The 21,573-nt window shown below is 68.6% G+C and carries 21 protein-coding genes and 1 tRNA gene; 15 read left to right on the top strand and 7 right to left on the bottom strand.

Annotated elements, in window-relative coordinates; genetic code table 11:
* Positions 1-4 precede the first annotated feature (4 nt).
* From ACYQ5L_RS14260 to ACYQ5L_RS14250, 3 genes are all read left to right on the top strand, one after another.
* Positions 5-268: a DUF6959 family protein gene (locus ACYQ5L_RS14260; RefSeq protein WP_459957824.1), complete on the top strand. Its 264-nt coding sequence runs from the start codon at positions 5-7 to the stop codon at positions 266-268.
* Positions 269-365: 97 nt separating this feature from the next.
* Entirely contained in the window at positions 366-755 is a 390-nt protein-coding gene (locus ACYQ5L_RS14255) for a DUF7919 family protein (protein ID WP_459957823.1), read from the top strand.
* Between the two features lie 40 nt (positions 756-795).
* Positions 796-1,461, top strand: a complete 666-nt coding sequence (locus ACYQ5L_RS14250; protein ID WP_459957822.1) for a class I SAM-dependent methyltransferase — start codon at positions 796-798, stop codon at positions 1,459-1,461.
* A gap of 30 nt (positions 1,462-1,491) precedes the next feature.
* Here ACYQ5L_RS14250 and ACYQ5L_RS14245 read toward each other — a convergent pair whose 3' ends face one another.
* Positions 1,492-1,677 carry a DUF397 domain-containing protein gene (locus tag ACYQ5L_RS14245; RefSeq protein ID WP_459957821.1) on the bottom strand — a complete coding sequence of 62 codons (186 nt, stop codon included), beginning with the start codon at positions 1,675-1,677 and terminating at the stop codon, positions 1,492-1,494.
* 10 nt (positions 1,678-1,687) lie between these two features.
* Positions 1,688-2,596, bottom strand: a complete 909-nt coding sequence (locus tag ACYQ5L_RS14240) for a helix-turn-helix domain-containing protein (RefSeq protein WP_459957820.1) — start codon at positions 2,594-2,596, stop codon at positions 1,688-1,690.
* A 230-nt stretch (positions 2,597-2,826) separates the two neighbouring features.
* Between ACYQ5L_RS14240 and ACYQ5L_RS14235 the strand changes: the two genes are divergently transcribed.
* Together ACYQ5L_RS14235 and ACYQ5L_RS14230 are read left to right on the top strand one after the other, a co-directional pair.
* Positions 2,827-3,228, top strand: coding sequence for a hypothetical protein (locus ACYQ5L_RS14235; RefSeq protein ID WP_459957819.1), 402 nt, complete (start codon positions 2,827-2,829; stop codon positions 3,226-3,228).
* 22 nt (positions 3,229-3,250) lie between these two features.
* Complete coding sequence (locus tag ACYQ5L_RS14230; RefSeq protein ID WP_459957818.1) at positions 3,251-3,520, top strand: hypothetical protein; 270 nt, start codon at positions 3,251-3,253, stop codon at positions 3,518-3,520.
* A gap of 10 nt (positions 3,521-3,530) precedes the next feature.
* Here the strand turns inward: ACYQ5L_RS14230 and ACYQ5L_RS14225 are convergent, their stop codons facing one another.
* Positions 3,531-4,133: a DUF8175 domain-containg protein gene (locus ACYQ5L_RS14225; protein WP_459957817.1), complete on the bottom strand. Its 603-nt coding sequence runs from the start codon at positions 4,131-4,133 to the stop codon at positions 3,531-3,533.
* Between the two features lie 490 nt (positions 4,134-4,623).
* On the opposite strand from ACYQ5L_RS14225, the gene ACYQ5L_RS14220 reads away from it, so the two are divergent.
* From ACYQ5L_RS14220 to ACYQ5L_RS14185, 8 genes are all read left to right on the top strand, one after another.
* A complete protein-coding gene (locus ACYQ5L_RS14220) occupies positions 4,624-5,697 on the top strand; it encodes a hypothetical protein (RefSeq protein WP_459957816.1) in 1,074 nt (357 codons plus the stop codon).
* 22 nt (positions 5,698-5,719) lie between these two features.
* Positions 5,720-6,526: a DUF8176 domain-containing protein gene (locus ACYQ5L_RS14215; RefSeq protein WP_459957815.1), complete on the top strand. Its 807-nt coding sequence runs from the start codon at positions 5,720-5,722 to the stop codon at positions 6,524-6,526.
* A 48-nt stretch (positions 6,527-6,574) separates the two neighbouring features.
* Entirely contained in the window at positions 6,575-7,435 is an 861-nt protein-coding gene (locus ACYQ5L_RS14210; RefSeq protein WP_459957814.1) for a MinD/ParA family ATP-binding protein, read from the top strand.
* Complete coding sequence (locus ACYQ5L_RS14205) at positions 7,432-8,058, top strand: hypothetical protein (RefSeq protein ID WP_459957813.1); 627 nt, start codon at positions 7,432-7,434, stop codon at positions 8,056-8,058. Before ACYQ5L_RS14210 ends, ACYQ5L_RS14205 begins: the two co-directional genes overlap by 4 nt.
* A gap of 17 nt (positions 8,059-8,075) precedes the next feature.
* A complete protein-coding gene (locus ACYQ5L_RS14200; RefSeq protein ID WP_459957812.1) occupies positions 8,076-9,731 on the top strand; it encodes a cutinase family protein in 1,656 nt (551 codons plus the stop codon).
* On the top strand, positions 9,728-10,522 hold the full coding sequence (locus tag ACYQ5L_RS14195) for a DUF8176 domain-containing protein (RefSeq protein WP_459957811.1): 795 nt from the start codon (positions 9,728-9,730) through the stop codon (positions 10,520-10,522). Before ACYQ5L_RS14200 ends, ACYQ5L_RS14195 begins: the two co-directional genes overlap by 4 nt.
* Positions 10,523-10,631: 109 nt before the next feature.
* Positions 10,632-10,704 (top strand) — tRNA-Gly (locus ACYQ5L_RS14190).
* Positions 10,705-10,818: 114 nt separating this feature from the next.
* The gene (locus ACYQ5L_RS14185) at positions 10,819-11,115 is read left to right on the top strand and encodes a hypothetical protein (RefSeq protein WP_459963430.1); all 297 of its coding nucleotides are present in this window, start codon (positions 10,819-10,821) and stop codon (positions 11,113-11,115) included.
* 5 nt (positions 11,116-11,120) lie between these two features.
* Here ACYQ5L_RS14185 and ACYQ5L_RS14180 read toward each other — a convergent pair whose 3' ends face one another.
* A complete protein-coding gene (locus tag ACYQ5L_RS14180) occupies positions 11,121-11,504 on the bottom strand; it encodes a cyclophilin-like fold protein (protein WP_459957810.1) in 384 nt (127 codons plus the stop codon).
* A 192-nt stretch (positions 11,505-11,696) separates the two neighbouring features.
* Between ACYQ5L_RS14180 and ACYQ5L_RS14175 the strand changes: the two genes are divergently transcribed.
* Positions 11,697-12,884, top strand: a complete 1,188-nt coding sequence (locus tag ACYQ5L_RS14175; protein WP_459957809.1) for a hypothetical protein — start codon at positions 11,697-11,699, stop codon at positions 12,882-12,884.
* 91 nt (positions 12,885-12,975) lie between these two features.
* Here ACYQ5L_RS14175 and ACYQ5L_RS14170 read toward each other — a convergent pair whose 3' ends face one another.
* A complete protein-coding gene (locus ACYQ5L_RS14170) occupies positions 12,976-14,202 on the bottom strand; it encodes a hypothetical protein (protein ID WP_459957808.1) in 1,227 nt (408 codons plus the stop codon).
* A gap of 231 nt (positions 14,203-14,433) precedes the next feature.
* Between ACYQ5L_RS14170 and ACYQ5L_RS14165 the strand changes: the two genes are divergently transcribed.
* Positions 14,434-20,007: an HAD-IC family P-type ATPase gene (locus tag ACYQ5L_RS14165; RefSeq protein ID WP_459963429.1), complete on the top strand. Its 5,574-nt coding sequence runs from the start codon at positions 14,434-14,436 to the stop codon at positions 20,005-20,007.
* Between the two features lie 9 nt (positions 20,008-20,016).
* Here ACYQ5L_RS14165 and ACYQ5L_RS14160 read toward each other — a convergent pair whose 3' ends face one another.
* Both ACYQ5L_RS14160 and ACYQ5L_RS14155 read right to left on the bottom strand, forming a co-directional pair.
* Positions 20,017-20,673, bottom strand: coding sequence for a maleylpyruvate isomerase N-terminal domain-containing protein (locus ACYQ5L_RS14160; protein WP_459957807.1), 657 nt, complete (start codon positions 20,671-20,673; stop codon positions 20,017-20,019).
* Between the two features lie 34 nt (positions 20,674-20,707).
* On the bottom strand, positions 20,708-21,478 hold the full coding sequence (locus tag ACYQ5L_RS14155) for an HAD-IB family phosphatase (protein ID WP_459957806.1): 771 nt from the start codon (positions 21,476-21,478) through the stop codon (positions 20,708-20,710).
* Between the last annotated feature and the right edge of the window lie 95 nt (positions 21,479-21,573).

The following is a 21,573-nucleotide window of genomic DNA, read 5'->3' as shown; positions in this document are numbered from 1 at the left end:
GAAAATGGGATTCGAAGCACAGCTACTGGAAACGCAAGGCGATTATTCCCTCGTCTCCTGGGAGGGAAGGAGGTTTCCCGGATTGACCATACAGGGCGACAGCTTACACCTCTTGAAGGAAACTCTACAGGAAGCCGAGGCGGAGCTCAGCAACAGGAACATCGATGATGCCTTATTTGCCGTCAGGGAAGCCCTTGAGAAAGTGGAATCGATGGAATCTGCCTATGGTCAAATGATGGCGAAAAGAGGGATGAAGCTGCCGTATTAAGATACCCAGTAACCGCGGCTCAGCCGACCCGGCTGTCGAAGTTGCTGAGGCCGAGCCAGGGTAATGTGCACTTGGCTGCATACAGGGGTGAAGTTTGATGACCTATTTTGAGGATTCATCTCCGTATTCTTTTATCGACGAGTTCAAGGACGGGGCAATCAGTATTGGTTGGCTCGACGAGGCGGAGGTGTACGCCCGAGGGGAAACTCCTGGAGAGTTTTCTGAACGATTGGTTGAGCTGTGCCGTAACTCGGTAAATCGAACTCGGGGTTGGCACACATGCAACCTTTGTCCCCGTCCCGCCGGACCTATGCCAGCGCCAACCGTTACTAAGTCATCCAACGGAGATTTTCCGGTGGGGTTCGGCGAGATTCGAGTCGAGGGCACTGATGGCGTGAAATACGCGACACCGGACATGATCGCTCACTATGTATGTGAGCACTCGTACCGTCCGCCTATGGAATTCATCGAAGCGGTTCTGCAATAACGACCGTAAGTCATTACGTCCTACGGGGGTGAAGTACACGATGGTCGACAAGGATGCGGTTCGTGCTGTGCGGCCGTATACGCCGGTGTTTCTGGCGATTTATGACCTGTGGGTGATTCGGTTGTCGGATCGGTTTGCGTGGCGGTGTCCGGCTGAGGTCATGCTTGCGGCATACGACAAGCATTTTGGGCGGCGGCATCTCGAGGTTGGGCCTGGGTCGGGGTGGTATCTGGTCAACGCGCGGCGGGTCGCCGGGGCCGTCGTCACCTTGATGGATCTGAACCGGGTCCCGATGGAGCACACTCGGCGGCGTTTGCGCGGCAAGGGATGTGAGGTGCGAGCCGTTACCGGTAACGTGCTCGATCCGGTGCCCGACAGGGCGGGGATTGACTTCGATTCCATCGGGGTGAACTTCGTGATGCACTGCGTGCCGGGCTCTTTCGCGGAGAAAGGTGTCGCGTTCGCGCATTTGGCGCGAGTACTTGCCAAGGATGGCACGTTGTTCGGGTCGACGATCCTGAACCAGCGGCCGCGCACGCTGTTCGGGCGTGCGCTTACCGCTGTTTACACCCGCGTTGGGGCGTTCAACAACGCCGCCGATGATCGAGTTGGACTGGAGGCGGCGTTGCGGGCCGCGTTCGCCGAGGTTGAGATCACCGACGTCGGTGACGTCACGTTGTTCTCGGCTCAGCGGCCGCTTCGCTGATCGTGGTGGGTTCAGCGCCAGGAGCGTTCATTATGGGTGTGTGAGGTTGCCGTCGATTATGTTGGCGGTGAAGGCATCCCACTCGCCAGGAGCGAAGACCAGTGCGGGGCCGCTGGGATTCTTGGAGTCGCGGATGCCGACCGCTCCCCCCTCGAGCCAGGCCACCTCGACACAGGTCGAACTGCCTTCGCTGTAGCTGCTTTTGAACCACGCCATCCCGGATAGATTACCGTTCACTACGTTCGTGCTCCTTCGCTACCTGCCGCAGCAGGTTTCTGCTTTCTATCTCACCCAGACATGTACCCCGGATGGCCGTAGCAAGCTCACTATAGAGCCGCACATCGTCGGTCTTCTCGAGGTAAACGTCTTGGGACAGCCCGCCATCCATGTAAACCACCGGGGGCTCGATCGCCTCTCCTCTGGCGTTCCGGTCGAACTCCAGGAGGATGAACGAGCCGTGCGGCCTCCCCCACGTCAGGCCCGCGCTGTACGGGTGGATTCGGATCGTGATGTTGGGGAGCTTGGACATCTCGGCCATATGCCGCAACGCTCCCGCCATGACATTCGGGCCACCGATCACCCGGTGGAGCACCGACGCATGGAGCACGACGTCCATCTCTACCGGGTTCGTCCGGCGCGTTATCAGCACCTGGCGTTTCATTCGATACTCGACGCGCGTATCGATGTCCTCCCGGCTGGTGAACCTGGGCAATGCGCTGATGATCGCTCGCGCGTACTCGGCGGTCTGGAGCAGTCCCGGGATGTGCTGATCGTGGTAGGTGGTCAACCGCCGGGCGGCAGCCTCGAGCCCGACGTACATATTGAAGGCGCTGCTATACAGCCCGCCGTAGGCGTGGTACCAGCTCTTGGCCCGAGCTTGAACCGCAAGATCTACGGCGGCCGCGGTCTCGTCTTCCCCGACGTCGTACAGCTTGCACAAGGCGTCGACGTCCTGTTTGCGGACTTTTTGAATCTGCCCGGTCTCGATGCGCTGGAGGACCGCTCTGGACAGGTCAACCAGTTTGGCCGCCTCGGCGATGGTGAATCCGGTCGATTCACGTTGTTCGCGAAGAAACCGCCCGAGTTGGCGGCGCGGAAGGGTCGAGGAAGGACCGTCGTCTTCGATGCTGCTCACGTTCTTCTCCCAGAAATCGAGTCACATCGGATCGGAAATCGAATCTGACTTCATCTCGTAAGCGGATCCCGCTCTGCGGCAACAGATCAATCATAATCGAGTTCTCGGTTTTGCTGGTCTCTATCGAATGCTGGTGCTGTGCTGGTGGCACGCCCGGCCCGACATTCACCATCGTTCCCGCGCAACTGAATCTGGGCGTACGGAGCCACGAGAGGCCGAGGAGGCCAACGATGTTCGGCAACAAGCAGACGAACCCATGGTCGGCGCAGGCGATTATCGAACGCGTCGACCGCGAGAAGCAGCAGGCCATAGATGTCGGTCACCCCACGCCCGAGGCGGCCGCGGTGGGGTATTCGGTGCGCGGGCTGTGGTCGTGCTACGCCGACCCCGGCGAATTGACTGCCACTCAAGCCCACACCGCTATGCAGTGGCATCTCGGGTGCGGGGTGGATCGGTGTCTGGTGCGGCGGCGGGTGCGGGACGTGTTCGTCGCGGCCGGGCGCATGGTTCTCAATGGGCGGGCCGCCGCGCGGCCGCCGGCGAGACGGCGCAAGTCGGTGTTCGCGATGATGCGGGTTGCGGTGTTCGGTTATGGGGCTGTGTTTCTCGGGGGGCGTCATGTGTTGCGATGACCCCGATCGGGTCGAGATTCAGGTGATCGTGGATGTGCTCGATGCCGTGGCGGCGCAGTTGCGGGAGTGGGAGGGATCGGGGTGGCGGCTTGCTGTGCCGCGGGTGCGGGTCTATGCGGCCGTGCTGCATGCGGTCATTGTCAGTGCGCGGGCGTCGCATCGGCTGCCTGCCACTCTCGATCGGGCTGACATTCTGGACGCCATCTTCGATGGTGTTGAATCGACGGGCCGAGACGGTTCGGGGCGGCCGATCGAGGACATCATCAGGCGGCACACCGTGAATCTGAATTGATCGGTCGCTGTCAGGCGGGTGGGGTTAGAGGAATCGCGTCGTAGGGGATGAAGTCGATGGCTTGGATGGTGGGCTCTTTGGACTCGGGGTCGGGGAGTTGCAGGCGCCAGTCGTCGGCGGCCCAGAGGACGGTGCGGGTGGTGGAGGCGATGCTGGCGTCGGGGTAGGTGGTGTAGATGGTGACGTCGCTGCGGTCGGGGGTGTAGGAGGCGATCTTGTAGGCGGAGATGCGGGGGGCGGTGGCTGGGTCGGCGGGGGTGGTGATGGAGATCTGGGCTCGGGCCAGGACCCAGGAGTCCTTGGCGGGGCCGGTGATGAGGGTGAGGTTGGCTATGTGGGGCCAGGCGCCGTCGGGGGCCAGGGAAAGCCGAAGCGTGTGATTGATGGCGGCTAGGGCGGCACCCTGGGGGGAATGGGAGTAGCCGATGGCCACGGGGGACGGTTTGGCGGGGCCGTCCTGTGCGCCGATCGGTAGCTGGATGCCTTGGTAGGGCTCCCAGCGGATTTCGGCGGGTGGGCGGGTCGGGTCCGGAGGTGGCGTGGTCGTGGTGGGTGTGACGGTGGGGGCGGGGGTTCCGCAGGCGGCGAGCGCGGCGGCGAAGACCAAGGTCAAGAAAATTTGCGTGAAGTGTGCTGCCTTGGCACGCATGGGAATTCCTTCCGGGAACCGGCGGGCGGGCGAGAGGGATTGCGGCGCACGGCTCTTGCGTGTGTGGGAGCGATATTACGACGCGGGAACCCGTTGCTTGAATTATTCGTTCCGACTGCTCCGTATCCCCTTGTGAGGGGAGCGGTTACGGGTAATATCGACCCGGCAACATGATCATCGCACGGTGGTGGGGTTTCGTCATGGGTCGTCACGAACCAGTTCGGATGGGCCATCTGCGATGTCGCGGGTCAGGGGCGCGGAAGGCGCTACTGGCAGGGGGTTTCGAGCGGGAGGGCCCGCAGGATCTTCGGGGAATTGGGGAATGGGAATGACTTCGAAACGTACCTCCTTCGCATTATCCGTCTTACCGCTCATGCTGGTGGCGGGCCACGGGGTAGCGGGCGCGGAGCCCGGGCAACCCGGGCTGGCGGTACCGGGTGAGGGGCAGCCGGGGTTGAGCACCACCCCGGAACCGCCGGTGGTCGCGCCCGCGCCGAGTCCGGCGGATTACATTCCGGATCCGCCCGTTGCTCCACCGAACCGGCCGCGGCCACAGCAGCAGACGCAGCCGAATATCGACACATTGGTCACGCCACAGACTCCGGATGCGGGCGACAGTGAGCCTGAAGCCGTTGAGCCTCAGCCGGCTGACCCAAATGGGCCAGCTGTCATGCCCGCCGACCCACATCAGCTGCGGGTCGGCACGAACAAGGTTCAACTGCCCGATTTCATTGACGAAAAGACGCGCAACAAGGCGCAGGCCTACCTCGACATGGCTGAGTGGCAGATTGCCGCAATGTACGACGGCCTGGGTTTTCCGCGCGAACAGTCAGATCGCATGGCCGCTGGCAGCGTTGCTGGGAGCGTCGTAGGAGCAGGAATCGGCATCGCGGGCACGGCGGTTTTCGGTCTCGGAGGATGCGTTGCCGGCGGGGTGATTGGTGGAGTCGCAGGCGCATTGATCGGTGGCATCCCAACCGCCGGTGCTGGCGCTCCTGCGGGTGCGGCGATCGGTGGCGTGGCTGGCTGCATGATCGGTGGCGCAGTCGGTGCTCTGCCAGGTGGAGTCTTGGGAGCTGCAGTCGGCACACTTGCTGGCGGCGCGCTCGGCGGCTTGTCCGGTGGCACTCCCGAAGTTCAGCCGCCCGATCCCGCAACGGTCGATGCAGCTGCGCCCATTGCCGGTCAGCCTGCGGTAGCCCCGGTTTCGGCTCCGAGCGTCGCGGCGCAGGAAGTGGCCGCGCCGATCATCAATGCCGTCGCCCCGGTGGCCGAGGCCATTGCCCCCGGCGTCGATGTAGCCGCCCCGATCGCGCAGGCCGTCGAACCCGTCGCGGCGGCGGTCGCCCCGGTGGTCGAACAGGTTTCCACCGCGGTCGATCAGTTCTCCCAGAACGTCGAACAGGCCGTCCACGACGCCACCACGCAGGTGAACTCCCTCGGCGCCGCGCTCGCGAACATGCCCGCCATGCCCGCGCTGACCCCCGAGGATTTCCTGGCCGCGGTGCAGCCGGCCCCGCCCGCTTGAGAGGAACGGAGAAGGTGACGCCGTGAAAGACGATGACACCACGGCGGCGCGCCCTCCGATGCCCGCCCTGCCGGTGATCTTGGACAAGGAGGATCCCGCTCCCGCACCGAAACCGGCTCCGGGATGGGCGGAGTGGCTCGACAGCGATCGGCCGCCGGTCCGGGATGCCGACGGGGCGTTCCACAAGCGCGGTGCGCTGCGGAAATCGAGAGTGGCGGCCGCGGAACTGCTCGCCGAGGATCCGATGGCCCCGCTGGTGCTGGAGGCCCGGCGGCGGGCGGGCGTCGAGCGCCGTAAACAGCAGCTGCGGCAGCGCATCACGCTGGTCGCGGCGGCGGTGGGCGTGCTCGCGCTGGTCATCGCCGGTGTGCTGCTGACGGTCACGCCCGAGGAGACGCAGCCGCCGCAGGCCGTCTCCCCGACCTCGGAGAATGTCACCCCGGTGGCCGAGCCCGCGCCGGGCTGGTGCCCGGAGGCCAATAACGGCGATATCGTCAGCGGTTCCGGCGCAGGCGATCTCACCACCGGGCCGGGCGTGATCCTGCGCCTCGAATACTCCTGGTACGTGCTGCGCGATGCGAAGGCCGTGCGCGGCCTGCTCACCCCGGACGCACTGGCCGCCCCGGAACAATCCACCCGCGAGGCGATCTCCTCCATCCCCGTCGGCACCCAGCACTGCGTGACCGTGGCCAAGGTCGCGACCGACCGCTGGAACGTCCGGGTGGACGAACGCCGCCTGGACGGTTCGCAATCGGCGTGGCAGCAGACCATGACCACCACCGTGCGCGACGGCCAGGTGCGGATCAGCTCGATCGTCGCCGGAGGCTGAGCCGCCATGACCGACCGCACCGCTGACCATGCCGGAGGTGGATGAGCGATGGTCGACGTCCGCGATCTCATCCGGCGCGCGAGCGATTCCGAGACAACCGAACTCGCCCAGCCCGCGCCCGCGGGCAAGCCCACCGACCCGGTCCCGTTGCGGGGCGGGCAGGGGCGGCTGGTGCGGGCCGCGCTGCCGTCGGTGCTGGTGCTCGGCGGATCCGGATCGTCGGGGGCGTCGACCACCGCGCTCGGGCTGGCCGCGGCGGCGGCCGTGGACAGCGAGGGCGAGGTGTGGCCGGTGGCGGTGGACGCCACCCTCGGCGGCGGCGATCTCGCGCTGCGCGGCTGCGATGTGGCCAAACCGGTGAGCACCGTGCAGGATTGGCTGCTCACCCCGCATCCCGAACTGCCCTCCACCGTGGGCGCGTGCTCGGGGCAGGCGTCGACGGGTGTGCGGATTCTGGACCGCAGCCCGGATCCGCTGCCGCGGCGGGAATCGCTGCTGTCGGTGCAGCGGCATCTCGAAACCGCCGGTCTGCTGGCCGTCTTCGATGCGGGCGCGCCGGTGACCAGCCGGCTGGCCGCTCCCCTGCTGGCCGATCCGCGGGTGGGCCTGGTGATCTCGGTCGCCGCCCGCCCGGATGCCATCAACCGGCTGCAGCCCGCCCTGCAATGGCTGGACGAGAATTTCGGCGAGTTCGTGGTCGGCGATGCGGTGATCGTGCTGACCGAGCAGGTGCCCGGGGCCGGGAAGACCGTGGTCGAGCACGTGCGCACCCATCTGGGTTCGTGGGTGCGCGAAGTCATCCAGGTGCCCTTCGATATTCATCTCGCGAGCGGCGGCGTCATCTCCTGGCATCGGCTCGCCGCCGAGACCCGCGACGCCTACCTCGCCTTGCTGGGGGCGTTGCGATGACCGCGATTACGCTGCCGCCCGTGCCCATGTGGCATCGCGCCGTCCCGAATCGGCCGCCGCGCCCGCCGCTGGTCTGGCTGGTCGGCGTGCACGGCGGGGCGGGCGTGAGTTCGCTGGCCGCGAGCCTCAGCTGGGCCGGGGACGCCGGGCAGCGCTGGCCCGCGCGCATCGGGCTGGGCGCGGATATGGATTCGCCGCTGGTGGTGCTGGTCGCCCGCACGCATATGCGCGGTCTGGCGACCCTGCAACGCGCCCTGCTCTCGCACCGCCACAATGCCACTCCCGCCGGAAGTCATGTCGTGGGCATCGTCACCGTCGCCGATTCCGCCCGCCCGCTGCCGGATCGGGCCGAAGAACGGCGCGACGAGGTCGAAGCCCTGGCCAGAGCCCTCGGCGCGCAATCCTGGCGGCTCGGCTGGCTGGAGCCGTGGCGCGCCCTGGAACCGCACGAACTCGCGGAATGGAATCCCGACGCCGACGTCACCCCGCGTGACGACGGCGATCCCACCCGCACCCCACCGCAACCGGTTCGGCTTCTGGCCGAGCAGATCCTCGCCGCCGCCCGCACGGCCGGCGCGCGGATCACCGCCCGCGCCTACTCCGGCGCAGACACCGCTTCTTGACCCGAACGAGGTGCGACGTGGCTCGACAACGACCGCCCCTGGCGGCAATGCGCAATGCGACGCTGATCGCCACCGCCGTCTGTGTTTTCACGGGGGTGGGCATCGGCGGTGCGGGCGGCAGTCCGCCCGAGACCGAACTGCCCATCGAACAATGTCCGGCGTTGTACGCGCTGGGGATTCAGGGCACCGGAGAGTCCTCGCCGGATGCCGAGGTGCAGACCGATACCGGCATGCTGTCGATGGTCTTCCGGCCCATGATGGCCGGGGCCGGTGAAGAGGGCATGGTCGACCGCGCCTATGTGCCGTACGAGGCCTCGTTCGGCGGGGCGGTGTCCAATGACAAGACGCCGTATTCGCAATCGATCGCCAATGGCCTGGATCGGTTGAAGTCCATGGCGAAACAGGCGATCGAGCGCTGCGACGGGACGCGGGTCGCGATCACCGGGTATTCGCAAGGGGCGCATGTGGCCTCGCTGTTCGCACAGGAGGTCGGGGCGGGCAAGGGCGCCATCCCGGCCGACAAGGTCGCGGCGGTGGCGCTGTTCGGCGATCCGACGCGCAATGCCAACGCACCGCTGTTCCCGGGATCGCCCGGCAAGACCGCGCCCGATCCCGCGCCGGGCACCGATGGCGCAGCGGTGGCGGCGTTGCCGGCGCCGCCGCAGTCGACGACGCCGGCCAGCGGTAAGGGCATCGGGCCCGAGAGCGATACGGCCGCCAACTTCGGCAGTCTCAGCGGACGGGTCGCGAGCTTCTGCACCACCGGGGATTTGGCGTGTGACGCGCCGACCGGTGCGCCGCTGGTGACGGCCGTAGCCAATATCGCCGGGCAGGTGGAATTGTCGGGCGGGGATCCCATCGCCTCGCTGCGGTCGATCGTGGACGCGCTCGCCTCCACCTCGATCAAGACGCTGACCGATGTGGTGAACAAGGACATCTCCGGCACCTCGATCACCAATCTGTCCATCTCGCCGCAAAAGTCGCTGTCCCAGCGCGTCGCCGAGGCCTCCGATCCGCGCACCACGGTCGATCTGGGCGGGGCGTTGCAGGCGGTGGTCAAGGTCGGCTCGATCGTGCTCAACTCGATTGTGGCCGTGGCGAAGAGCATTCTCACCCCGGCCAATATCGCCGAGATCGCCACCGCCGGGCTGGCCAATCCCCTGGCCGGGCTGGCGGTGCTCGGGACCAAACTGCTCGGGGCCGTCACCGAGTTGGTGCCGCCGGCGACCATCAGCCGCCTGGTGAGCCAGGCGTTCACCGCGGTGGTGACCAACGTTACCGACAATAAGGATCTCCTGGATGTCACCACCTGGGTGAAGTACTGGAACACCGCGCAGAAGCACGACTACGCCAACCCGCAGGGCGCCGGATTCGGTGAGAGCGCGGCGGAATTCGTGGGCAAGTGGTTCGCGGCCGTCGCCAATGATCTGGCCGGGGTCGTGGAATCCGGCGGGGAGCCCAGCGGCGGCAGCGATCGGCCCGGCGGCGGACTGGATTTCAAGCCGTCGACCGCGCCGTCCACCATCCCGCCCAGCGGGCAGCTGCCCTTCGACTTCGGCGCGACCACCGCGCCGTCGACCGTCGGCGGGATGCCGTCGTTCACCACCTCGGGCGCGCCGACCAGCGGGTATCAGATCATCATTCCCAGTGGCCAACCGCAGGCGACGCCATGAGCACCACCGAATCGGATCCGCAGCTACCGCGGGAGGACGCGGATTACACCGGCTCCTGGTCGGATTGGATTCCCGAGCCGCGCAAAACGGAGCCCGTCGACGAATACGACGACGACTACGACGATTACGACGAGGACGACGACTACTACGAGGAACCCGCACCGCGGCGGCGCGTGGGCGCGGCCGCGCGGCGGCCGGTCGGGCATCGGCGGGTGGCGGAGAGCTCGCGGCAGCAGTGGGCGGTGCCGCTGCTCGGATTGCTGGCCATCCTCGCGGTGGTCGCGGCCGTGGCGGTGCAGGTCGCCAAGATGAGCCCGGAGACCGAACCGCGGCCCATCTCCACCCTGGCCGGGCCCACCTCCACGCCGACCTCGGCGGTGGCGGCCGCCGAACCCTCGGCCGAATGCCCGAACGAGGTGAACGGGGCGCATGTGCGGGGCAACGGGCCGGGCGGGACCGGGTCCGGGCCGGATGTGATCCTCGCACTGCAGAGCCGGTATTACGGCGACCGGTCCGGGCAGGCGGTGCGGGAGATGTTCGCGCCCGACGCCATCGCGCCCCCGGCGGCCGAGATCCAGGCCGGGATCGACACCATTCCGGTCGGCACCACCTATTGCGTGCAGATCCTGCCCGGTCCGTTCGACGGACAGCACGTGATGATCGTCAGCGAGACCCATCCCGACGGGACCAAGCGCACCTGGCCCGCCCAGCTGGTCATCACCACCGTGGTCGGGAACCGCACCCTGGTCTCCTCGATCGTGCCGCTCAAGGAGGAAGCCACCCCGCGGTGAATACGCAGGTAGATCCGGCAATTCCCGGGCGTTTTGGAACTTGGCAGATCATCGGCTAAGGTTCTTTCTCGCAAGCCGGACGGGGCAAACGCCCCGGAAACGTGAGCATGCGGATGTAGCGCAGCTGGTAGCGCATCACCTTGCCAAGGTGAGGGTCGCGAGTTCGAATCTCGTCATCCGCTCAACGAATCTCGTCACTCCCTCGACGAAAATGAATTTCCTTCTCGCGCAATAGATCTCGCGCACATCCCGGGCATGTTGCCCGTTCTTCGCGGTAATCTCGTCTGGTGATCACCATGCTCAGCGCCTTCCACGACACTGTGCTCCCGCTCCACGAGACTGTGTTCGCGCAGATCGGCAACCCCACGCCCGAAACACCGCCCGCGGCGGACAAACTCATGCGACTGGTGCGCTACTTCACCTGGTTCGTGCTGCTGGGCGGCGTCCTGGCCATCACCTACGCCGGTGGCCGCTTCGCCTGGGAGAAATGGTCCGGCGGCGGACTCGCCTCCCCGAAGATGGTGGCGGGAGCCATGATCGGCGGCATCATCGCCACCAGCGCGGGCACCATCATGAACGCGGCCATCGGGTAGCGGGTCTAGTTCACCAGTTCCACGCGGATCGGGTCACCGCCACGGACGGTGGCCAGATCGCGCGGGTCGCCGTCGATGCGGCCGAGGATATTGCAGGGGCTGGCCAGGCGGCATTCGTGGGCGCGTGAGATCGGGGTGGGGCCGTAGGGCAGGGCCAGGGAGTCGCCGTCGGTCCAGAAGGCGACGGTGCCGGGGGCCACGACCTGCTGGGCGTCGGGTTCGCGGGCGACGCGGACGCCGGTGTCGAAGTAGACCTCCTCGCCCCAGGTGCTCGCGGTGGCGGAGATGGGCAGGGCCGCGCGCAGGGCGGTGGTGGTCGGACCGTCGTCGAGGGTGGCGGTGAGGTGGCCGGTGGGCCAGGTGATGCGGATGCGGGTCTGGTTCGCCATGGGCGCATTCAACAAGATCAGCGGGGGCGTCTGTAGGGGTTCAACCTCTGAAACACTCGTGCCCGCACGGCGTTCCAGTTGTCGATTTGTCCGATGCTCACTGGGCTCGGTTGGCGGTAACTGTCGGTGCGCGCGGTTAGGCTCGTCGAACAGACTGGCGAAGAGGTAGGGGCCACCTTGACGAGGAGCGAGATGGATTCGGTGCGGGGCGAGTTGCGCCCCGGGCTGCGTGACGACCTGCGCGAGCGGGTGTCCTTCGGGCTCGAGGATGTCAATGAGGTGCTGGCCGGGATGGTGGCCGAGCGGGCGGTGGACTGGCCGCGCGAGGCCGAGCTCATTACCTGCCGGCTGGGGCTGGACGGGGAGCCGCCCGAGACGCTGACGCTGCTGGGGTTGCGGTTCGGGGTGTCGCGGGACCGGGCGCGGCAGCTGTACACGCGCGCGGTCGGGAATATGGTGCGGCAGGCGCAGGCCACCGGGCAGCCGGATCTGGGCGTGTTCGCCGAGCGGTATCCGGTGGGGTGGGGTTATGAGCGGCTGGTGCGCACGCTGCTCGGCGAAACCTATGCCACCGATACCGATATCGCGGCCCAGGATTGGGCGTATCTCAAGCTCCGGCTGGCGGGGCACGATCTGCAGGACTCCAAACGCATGGCGGGCTTCGTATTCCAGCGCATCGCCGGGTGGCAGCAGAAGGGGCGCTGGCATCTGCTGCCGCCGCAGCAGCCGGAGGAGGTGCCCGCGGGCATCTGGAATCCGTGGCTGCGCCGGGTGGAATGGGGCGACGGGTCGCCCGGTGATCTCCCCGTCGTCCCGGCCCGCACCGCCGACTTCGACGATGATGGCCGCGGTTCCATATTCTCCGAAAAGCTCGGCCGCGAAACGACATTCGACACCGGTCTGCAAGCGCAGCTGCTGCGGCTGCTCGACGGCAGTGACCGGGTCGACCACTTCCAGGAGTACCCGGTCGAGATCGTCTACGACATCGACGGCCAGGAACGCCTCCACTACCCCACCGCCGTGGCCCAATTCGCCGACGGCCGTGTGGTTCTCCTGGACGTCATCCCGCTGGGCCACGTGGCATTCCAGGTGAACCGGGCAAAAGCCGCAGCAGCTCGCGCCTATGCCCACGCCCAGGGCTGGGGCTGGCTCGTCTGGACCGGCAGCAGCTCCGGCGTCGCCGATCTCATGCGCCGCGAGGTCGACGCCCGCCACGAGAACATCCTCCGCAACCGCCTCGCCACCGGTCCCCTGACCTGGTCCGAACTTCGGGAACACCGCGCCGAGACCGGCATGGAACTACTGGACCTGGCCGCCCTCACCCTCCGCCACGGCTGGCGCTGGGACCGCGGGCCGTTCCGCCTCAGCCGGGGCCTCTGACCAGAGCTCGCCGCACCTGAGAAAGCCACATCACCCCGGCCGGAGATGTTTGCATCCCGCACGCGCGGGCACGACCAACAAGTCTTGGCTTTCAATCTCCGGGAACGATCATGGGCATTGCATCGGGTACGGCGAACTTGTTGAGCACCACCGCGTCAGCAACCGCGAAGACGGTGAGAGTGACAGCCGCCGCCGGCGCGAAAGTCGCGAGCACGACGGCGGTCGGGAGCGCAAAAGCGTTGGGGGCGACCGCTTCCGCGACCACCGGGGCGATCGCGGCGGCCGGCGGGGCGGCGGCCGGAGCCGTCACGGGAGCCGCGCGAGGGGCGGTGACCGGAGCGTACTCGGGGGCCAAGGCGCGCATGGATACGCCCACGGCGGTGATTCTCGGCGCCGCGGCGGCCGGACTGGTCGGACTGGTGGAATGGCCCGTCGTGGTGGCCACGGCCGGAGCGGTGGGCGTCATCATTGCCGTGAAACGCGCCAGACAACAAAGGAATTCGGTCCAACAGGGCAAATCCCACGCCGTCGGCAATGGCCACGCCACTCGGTCCGAGTCGAGCACCTCAGCCCCGAGCGGACCGGCGGCCGCGCCCAGCGGCTCAGCCGAGCAGCCCGCGACACGCAAGCGCGCGGCCGCATCCGCCAAGAGCGACAGCACTTCCACTCGCAGCGAAGCGGCGCGCACCGGCTCATCCAGCGGCAGCGCAACCGCACACGCAACCAGCAAGAGCACAAGCTCATCCGCCAGCAGCGGATCAACCCGCAAGAGCGCAGGTTCATCCAGCGGCAGTTCGCCCGCCAAGAGCGGATCCACCCGCACGGCCAGTCGCGGCGACAGCTCGTCCAGCAGTGCCGGCCCCGGACACACCACCGGCAAGAGCGGCAAAAGCACAGGCTCATCCGCTCGCAGCCGATCCACCCGCGCGACGAAGAGCGACAGCTCATCCGCCGGCAGCCGATCCGCCCGCGCAACCAAGACCGACAGCTCCTCCGCCGGCAGCGGATCTACGCGCACGACCGGCAAGGCCAAGAGCTCATCCGCTGGCAGCCGGACCACCCACACAACCAAAAGCGACAGCCCGTCTGCCGAGGGCGGAGCCACCCACGCAACCGAGAGCGACAGCTCATCCGCCAAGGGCAGATCCACCCGCGCGACCGAAAAGAACGACGGGTCATCCGATAGGAGCGGAACCGGACGCGCCACCGGCAAGAGCGGCAAGAGCAAGGGTTCGGCCGGTGGTACCGGAACCACGCGCGCCTCGGGGAAGGGCGACAAGTCGTCGGCGCGGAGCGGATCCACCCGGACGAACAGCACAAGCGAAAGCTCAGCCGGTCAGGGCGGGACGAGACGTGCAGCCCGCATGAGCGGCGAGGCATCCGAGCACGGCGGTGGGCACACAGGCAGCGAGACCGAGGTGTCCGAGGGCGGCGGACCGGCGGACGGCGGTGGCGGGAAGGCAGTGGGCTCGGCGTCGGCGCGGAGTGGGACGGCGCGGGCCACGGGTGAGTCGGCGGTGCAGGGACGGACGGCTGGAGTTGATGAGTGATGTCGGTGCTGGGGTCGATTGTCGGTGCGTCGGTGCGGATTCCGTTGCGGGGTACGGCTATTGCCGTGGGGCTGGTCGGGCGGCCCGCGATGGTGGTGGCGCAGCAGACCAGAGATCTGCTGGAGCCGGTGTTGCCCGAGGCGGTTACCGAGTTCGCCGATGAGGTCACCGCGGTGGTGGGTGAGCTCGCGGACGGCGTGGGGCGGGACTTCGAGTCGCTGATGGATGTGCACGCGGGGCGGCGGCAGCGGCGGGTCACCATGCTGGGCAATCGGATTCACGCCGAGGTGAAGGGGTTGCGGTCGAAGAACGCGGCGCGGGTGGGGGCCGCGGTGCGCGAGGCGCTCGAAGGGGTCGAGGGGGCGCGGTGGGTCCGGGTGAATGCGGCTACCGGGCGAGTGACCGTCGCGGTCGATCTCGATCGCTGCTGCGCCGAGGATGTGGAGGCGCGGCTGGCGGCGGTGGAAGAACAGGTGGGGACCGACGAGGAGGAGTGGAGCCGGCACCGGGCCGATCCCGCGGACCGGGAACCGGTGCTCACCGCCGCCGTGCAGTTGGCGGGCGATGTGACGGGAATGGCGCTGGCCGTGGCGAATTCGGTGTTTCCGAAGTCGACCACCGCGCAACTGCTGCGCGCGGGCGTGGCCTTCGTGGACGGGCAGCCGCGAGTGCGGGCGCTGCTGGTGCGACATCTGGGCACGCACCGCGCCGATACGGTGCTCACCATCGGCACTGCGCTCGGGCAGGCGCTCGACGCGCAGATCGCCGGACTGTTCGCCGACAGTCTGCAACGCGGTGTGCGCGTCGTCGAGGCGTACTCCCGATACACGCAGTGGCGGCGGTGGGACGAGCTCATCGCGGATTCCGATCATCCGGGCGTGCACGACTACGAACCGCCCGCCCCGCGCCCCGCTCCCCTGCTGCCGGGGCCCATCGAACGCTGCGCCGAACAAGTCGGCACCGGCTCCACCCTGGTGTCCCTGGCCACCCTCACCGGTGGCCGCGAGTCCTCCGATGCCGCCGACGCCGTCGCCGCGGGCGTCCCGCGGGCGGCCCGCGCCGGGCGCGAAACCTTCGCCGGATTGCTGTCCACCTTCATGGCCGGCCAAGGCGTCCTCACCATCGACCCCATCCTCTGGCGCCGCCTCGACCGTGTCTCCGCCCTGGTCGTGGACCGCCACGCCGTCCGCGGCGACCGGCCGGTCGTCCTCGCCGCCGACACCGACGACCCGGACTGGTCCACCGAACACGTCTGGAGCGCCGCGCAAAGACTCCTGTGGCGCAATGGCTCCGACCTCCCCATCCCACCCCCGCGCGGCCGCGAACGCGACCGCCTGCGCCTCGAGGAATGCGAACCGCCCGACACGGACCGTGCCGCCGGTCCCCCAGCCCGCCGCAGAACGCCTGCCGGCCGCACCCAGCACGCTGAAAACAAGGACAGCCCAGTCGGATCCGACAGCACGCGGATCGACGCCATGGACACCGACGACACAGGCCAATCCGGTCGCACGCAAACCGCCACCGTGGACACCGACAACGGAGGCGAATCCGGTCGCACGCAAACCGCCGCCATGGACACCGACGACGGAAGCGAATCCAGTAGCACGCGAAGCGGCGCGGCAGACGACGCGAACGATCTTGGCGGGCGGGAAACACGGGCCACTGCCCGCGCATCCGGCCGCGCAGAAACTCGCGCGCAGGACCACCAGCACGGTCGCGAGAACCGCAACCGGACAGCGGAACCGGACGAGGACCGGCGCGGAGATCCGGTGTGGCACCGGCTGTACGACGGGAAACGCGCCGTCGGACGAGTGCTCATCGGTCTCGAACTGCACCCGGAGGCCGTGGCCTTGCTGGCGACAGCGCGCCGGGCCGGGCTGCGAGTGGTCTTGATCGGCGACGAGTCCACCGGCGAATTGCGGCGCAGCGCCGACGAATTCGTCCCCGCGGGCGGCTCCGAGAGCGCCGTGGTGCGACGGCTCCAGAAGCAGGGCCACGTGGTCGCGGTCCTGAGCGGGCGCGGGCACAAGGCCCTGGCCGCTGCGGATCTGGGCATCGGCTTGCTGGAACGACAGGCGAACGAACCCGCTGCCGCATCCGACGATGATCGGGCGGCGGACGGTGGGGGCATGGGGGCGAGGGTGCGGGTTCCGTGGCAGGCGGATGTGGTGTGTCCGGATTTGGGGTGTGCGCGGCAGATTGTGGGGGCGGCGGGGGTGGCTCGGTCGGTGAGTGAGCGGGGGCGGACGTTGACGTTGTCGGCGGCTACGTTGAGTGGGTTGTTGCTGGCCAGTGGGCCGGTGGGGGCGCGGCCGGTGGCGGTGATGTCGCCGGTGGCGAGTGCGACGCTGTTGAGTTTCGCGGGGGCGGTGCTGGCGGCGCGGAAGGCGGGGCGGGCGGATGAGGTGACGCCGGTGCCGTTGGTGCCGTGGCATGCGCTGGAGCCGGATGAGGTGCTGGCGCGGCTGCCGGAGCCGGGGGGACGGGAGCGGCCGGAGCATGGGGCGGTGGCGGCGGGGGCGATCAAAGCGGCGGAAAGGATCGGGGCTCCGGCGACGGGGGTGATGCAGTTCGTCGGGCAGGTGCGCAAGGAGTTGGCGGATCCGCTGACTCCGCTGCTGGCGGTGGGGGCGGTGGCTTCGGCGCTGCTGGGGTCGCCGACCGATGCGGTGCTGGTGGGGTCGGTGCTGGCGTTGAATGCGGTGGTGTCGGCCCTGCAGCGGCAGCGGGCGGGGCAGTCGCTGCATCGGCTGCTGGTCGGGGAGCGGCTGCTGGCGCATGTGGTGCACGACGACGAGGAAACCGATACGCCCGCCGACGATCTGCGGCCCGGTGACATCATCGTGCTGCGCAGCGGGGACGTGGTGCCCGCCGATGCGCGGCTGCTGGAGGCCGACGGGCTGGAGATGGACGAATCGGGGCTCACCGGGGAATCGGTGACCGTGGACAAGCAGGTGTCCGCGACACCCGGTGCGGCACTGGGCAATCGGGATTGCATGGTGTTCGAGGGCGGGGTCGTGGTGAACGGCTCCGCGCGGGCGGTGGTGGTCGCGGTGGGCACCGCCACCGAGGCGGGGCGCGCGCTGGCCGCGGCCGGACCGCCGCGCACCGGCGGCGTGCAGGCCCAGCTGCGGGAACTCTCCGCGCGGGTGCTGCCGCTCACCCTCGGCGGCGGAAGCGTGGTCACCGCAACGAGTTTCCTGCGCGGCCTGCCGCTGCGCCCGGCGCTGGCCGACGGGCTGGCGGTGGCGGTGGCGGCGGTGCCCGAGGGGCTGCCGCTGGTGGCGACCGTCGCCCAGCTCTCCGCCACCCGGCGGCTGTCCCGGCGCGGCGTGCTGGTGCGCTCCAGCCGCACCATCGAGGCCCTGGGCCGGCTCGACACCATCTGCTTCGACAAAACCGGCACCCTCACCGCCGGACGCCTGCACCTTGCCGCACTGGGCGATACGGACGAGACCTGGGACACCGCGCAGGCCGCCGATACAGCGCAGTCCCGGCGGCTGCTGCGCGCCGCCGCCCGCGCCTGCCCGCATCCCGAGGACGGTCCGCTGGTGCACGCCACCGACCGCGCCGTCGTCGAGGCCGCCGATCGCGCGCTGGGCGCGCGCGCCGCACACACCTGGGATCCCATCGAGGAGATCCCCTTCGAGAGCAGCCGCGGCTATTCGGCCGCCGTCGGGCACACCGCCCACCACATCCGGCTGGCGGTGAAGGGCGCACCGGAAGTCCTACTGCCCCATTGCAGTCAAGTGCTGCGCACCAACGGCAATGGCGACCGCGAACTGGTGAAGTTCACCCCGGACGAGCAAGCCGCCGCCGAGGACGCCGTGCGCGCACTCGCCGAACGCGGGCTGCGGGTGCTGGTCGTGGCCCGCCGCGATTTCCAGCGCGAGCCCGACGATGTGGCCGACGAGATCGAGGAACTCACCCTGCTCGGCTTCATCGGCCTGGCCGACACGCCCCGCCCGCAGACGGCGGACCTGGTGGAACAGCTGTCCCGCAACGACATCAGCGTGCGTATGATCACCGGCGATCACCCGGTCACGGCCCGCGCCGTCGCCGCGCAGCTCGGCATCCCCGCCGACACCGTCGCCACCGGCTCCGACCTGGACGCCCTCGACGAGGACGCGCAAGCCGATCTGATCGACCGCGCAACCGTTTTCGCCCGCGTCACCCCCGAACACAAGGTCCGCATAGTCACCGCCCTGCAGCGCCGCGGTCATGTGGTCGCCATGACCGGCGACGGCAGCAATGACGCCGCCGCCATCCGCACCGCCGATATCGGCATCGGCCTGGCCGCCCGCGGCTCGGTCGCCGCCCGCGAGGCCGCCGACCTGATCATCACCGGCTCGGATGACGTTCGCGCCGAGGCCGATTCGGCAGGCGACACCGACAGCGCATCCCGGCTGGATACCGGAATCCGCACGGAGACGGAGCCGGCCCCGGGGACCGAGAAGGACACGGATACCGCAGACGACCCGGAGAACTCCCGTGACACGGAGAATTCCCGTGACGCAGAGAACCCCGGTGACACGGAGAACTCCCGTAACGCGAAGAACCCCCATGACGCGAAGAACTCCCGTGACGCGAAGAACCCCCGTGACGCGAAGAACCCCCGTGACGCGGAGAACTCCCGTGACGCGAAGAACCCCCGTGACGCGAAGAACCCCCATGACGCGAAGAACCCCCATGACGCGAAGAACCCCCATGACGCGAAGAACCCCCATGACGCGAAGAACCCCCGTGACGCGAAGACCTCCGGGCGCGCGGACCAGGTACTCGGCAATACAGCGGCCGAGACAGCTGCGGCGACCACGGAGCCCGCATCGCGCTCGGACAGCGAGGACTCCGATACCGAGGAGCCCGGTGCATCGACCGCACCGCCGCCGGGTCCGGGAAGCCCGGCAGCCGATCCCGGTGGCATCGATCTGTCCGTGCTGCTCACTGCCCTCGTTGAGGGGCGAGGCATGTGGCAGCGCGTGCGCGATGCCATCGGAGTATTGGTCGGCGGCAATGCCGGCGAGGTGACCTTCACCGTTCTCGGCACCCTGCTGTCCGGCCGCGCACCCATCGGCACCCGCCAGTTCCTGCTGGTCAACCTGCTCACCGACCTCGGACCGGCCATGGCCGTCGCGCTCTCCGGCACCCGTACCGCCGAGGACGCCATCGAACCCGCCGACACCGGCGCCGAACTCAGCGCCCTCCCCCGCCCCGACCTGGGCGGCGATTTCCTGCGGGCGGTCGCCGTACGCGGCGCGTGCACCACCGCCGGAGCGGGAGCGGCCTGGCTGCTGGGCCGCGCCACCGGTCGCCCGCGCCGCGCCGAGACCATGGCCCTGGCCGCTCTCATCTCCACCCAGCTGGGCCAAACCCTGGTGATCGGCCGCCACAGCCCCCTGGTCTGGGTGACCGCCGCGGGCAGCGCCGCGCTGCTGGCGGGCGTGATCATGACGCCCGGCGTGAACACCTTCTTCGGCTGCGTCCCACTGGGTCCCGTCGCCTGGACCATCGTGTCCGCTTCGGCCCTCGGCGGCACCCTCGCCGCCGCCTACGCCGGTCGGGCGCTCCCCTGATCCGGAGGCTTACGCGAGGAAGACGGGGAAACGCGCGCTCTCGCTGTCGAGTTCGGCTTGCTCCGCGGGAGTCGGGGCACGTCGTCCGGTGCCCAGCAGCAGTGCGTCCTTGTCGGAGAACGACGCCGGAAATGGTGTGCCCGCGATCTGTTCGAGCAGATGCCGGGTGTAAGCAAGGCCCTCAGCAGGCGGCTGGGGCGCATTCGGCAGATGTGCGACCAGATCCAGGTGGTGCAGAGTCCACTCCAGGACATATGCGGACAGATAGTCACCGGCGGTGAGAATCATGTCGCGCGTACTCACGCGGAGACCCGGATCGGCAAGCGCCGCAGCCCGTCCCGCCGCGGCGCCGACATCGTCGAGGTGAAACTTCAACAGACCCGGATCCTGATAGGCCGCCGCCAACCGGACGATCAACGCGTCGAGCGGATCGTCACCGGTCGGCGGCTTGTCCGCGGTCTCCCAGTAGGTCACCGCCGTCCGGGTCGGTTCCGCATCGGCCGGTGTCACCAGCGTGATCAGAACGTCCTGAGCGTCGATGATCAAGTGACACACCAGATCCCGCACCAACCACCCGGCGCACCCGGACGGCCGGGCGAAGTCCTCGTCCGGAAGATCGGCGACCGCGGTCCGCAATGCTGTCCACGAGCGAGTGAAGAGGTCCACGTATCGCAAACTAACAACTCGCACGGATCGCGCTCTACCGGCGCAATGGATTCGAGGTCACCGGGGAACCGGAGGACGTCCGCGCCGACGGCCGGCGGGAGATCGTCATGGGGAGGCGAGTCCAGGACCGATGACCGCGCGGCGCCGGTTCGGCGGGCTTCTCGAGGACCGGGCAGGCGCCGATCCTGGCGTGCACGCGCCGGCGGTTCCAGACGCCCGGTTCCACCAGCACGCGATCGGTGGCCGCCAGCAGCAGCGGGAGGTCGGCGGAACTGTCGGTGTAGACGCAGGAAATGGGTCCGAGGAACCCTTGGGCGCGCAGGCGGGCGAGCTTCACCGGGCCGTAGCAGTGCACGCTCAGGGCCAGTGCGCCCCGGCGGCGAACCAGGGTCGAACCCAGCACCTCGACCCCGGCGAGGCCGAGACGGCGGCAGATCCGGCGGGCGAGGCGCTCCTCGCTGCCGGTCACCACCACGACCTCGTGACCGGCGGCGCGATGCTCGCGCACCCGGTCGAGCGCGGCCTCGATGCGGCGGCCCGACTGCGGGCGATAGCGGCGATCGACATAGGACTCCACGAGTTCCTCGTAGTGCGCGTCCGACATGCCCACCGTGGCGCACCACAACCACAGGTTCACCGCGGGCCGCCGCAGCCGCGGCACCACCAGCATCGGGGCGGCGACCAGCGAGGACAGGAACCCGCGCACCGGCCGCGAGACCAGCAGTCCGGTGAGGAAGCGGGAGAAACTGTCGCCCCGCACCAGCGTGCCGTCCAGGTCGAAGATGACGACTTCGCGATCACCCATGCACCTATGATGATCGACTCAGCGCCGGGCCACGCGGAGAAAAACAAACGCCCCGAGCGTTCACCCACTGATCACGCAGTCGATCACCGCTCGCG

Source organism: Nocardia sp. IFM 10818, from assembly GCF_054655275.1.
The sequence above is the reverse complement of the archived record's forward strand: the minus strand, read 5'-3'. Positions and strand labels throughout refer to the sequence as shown.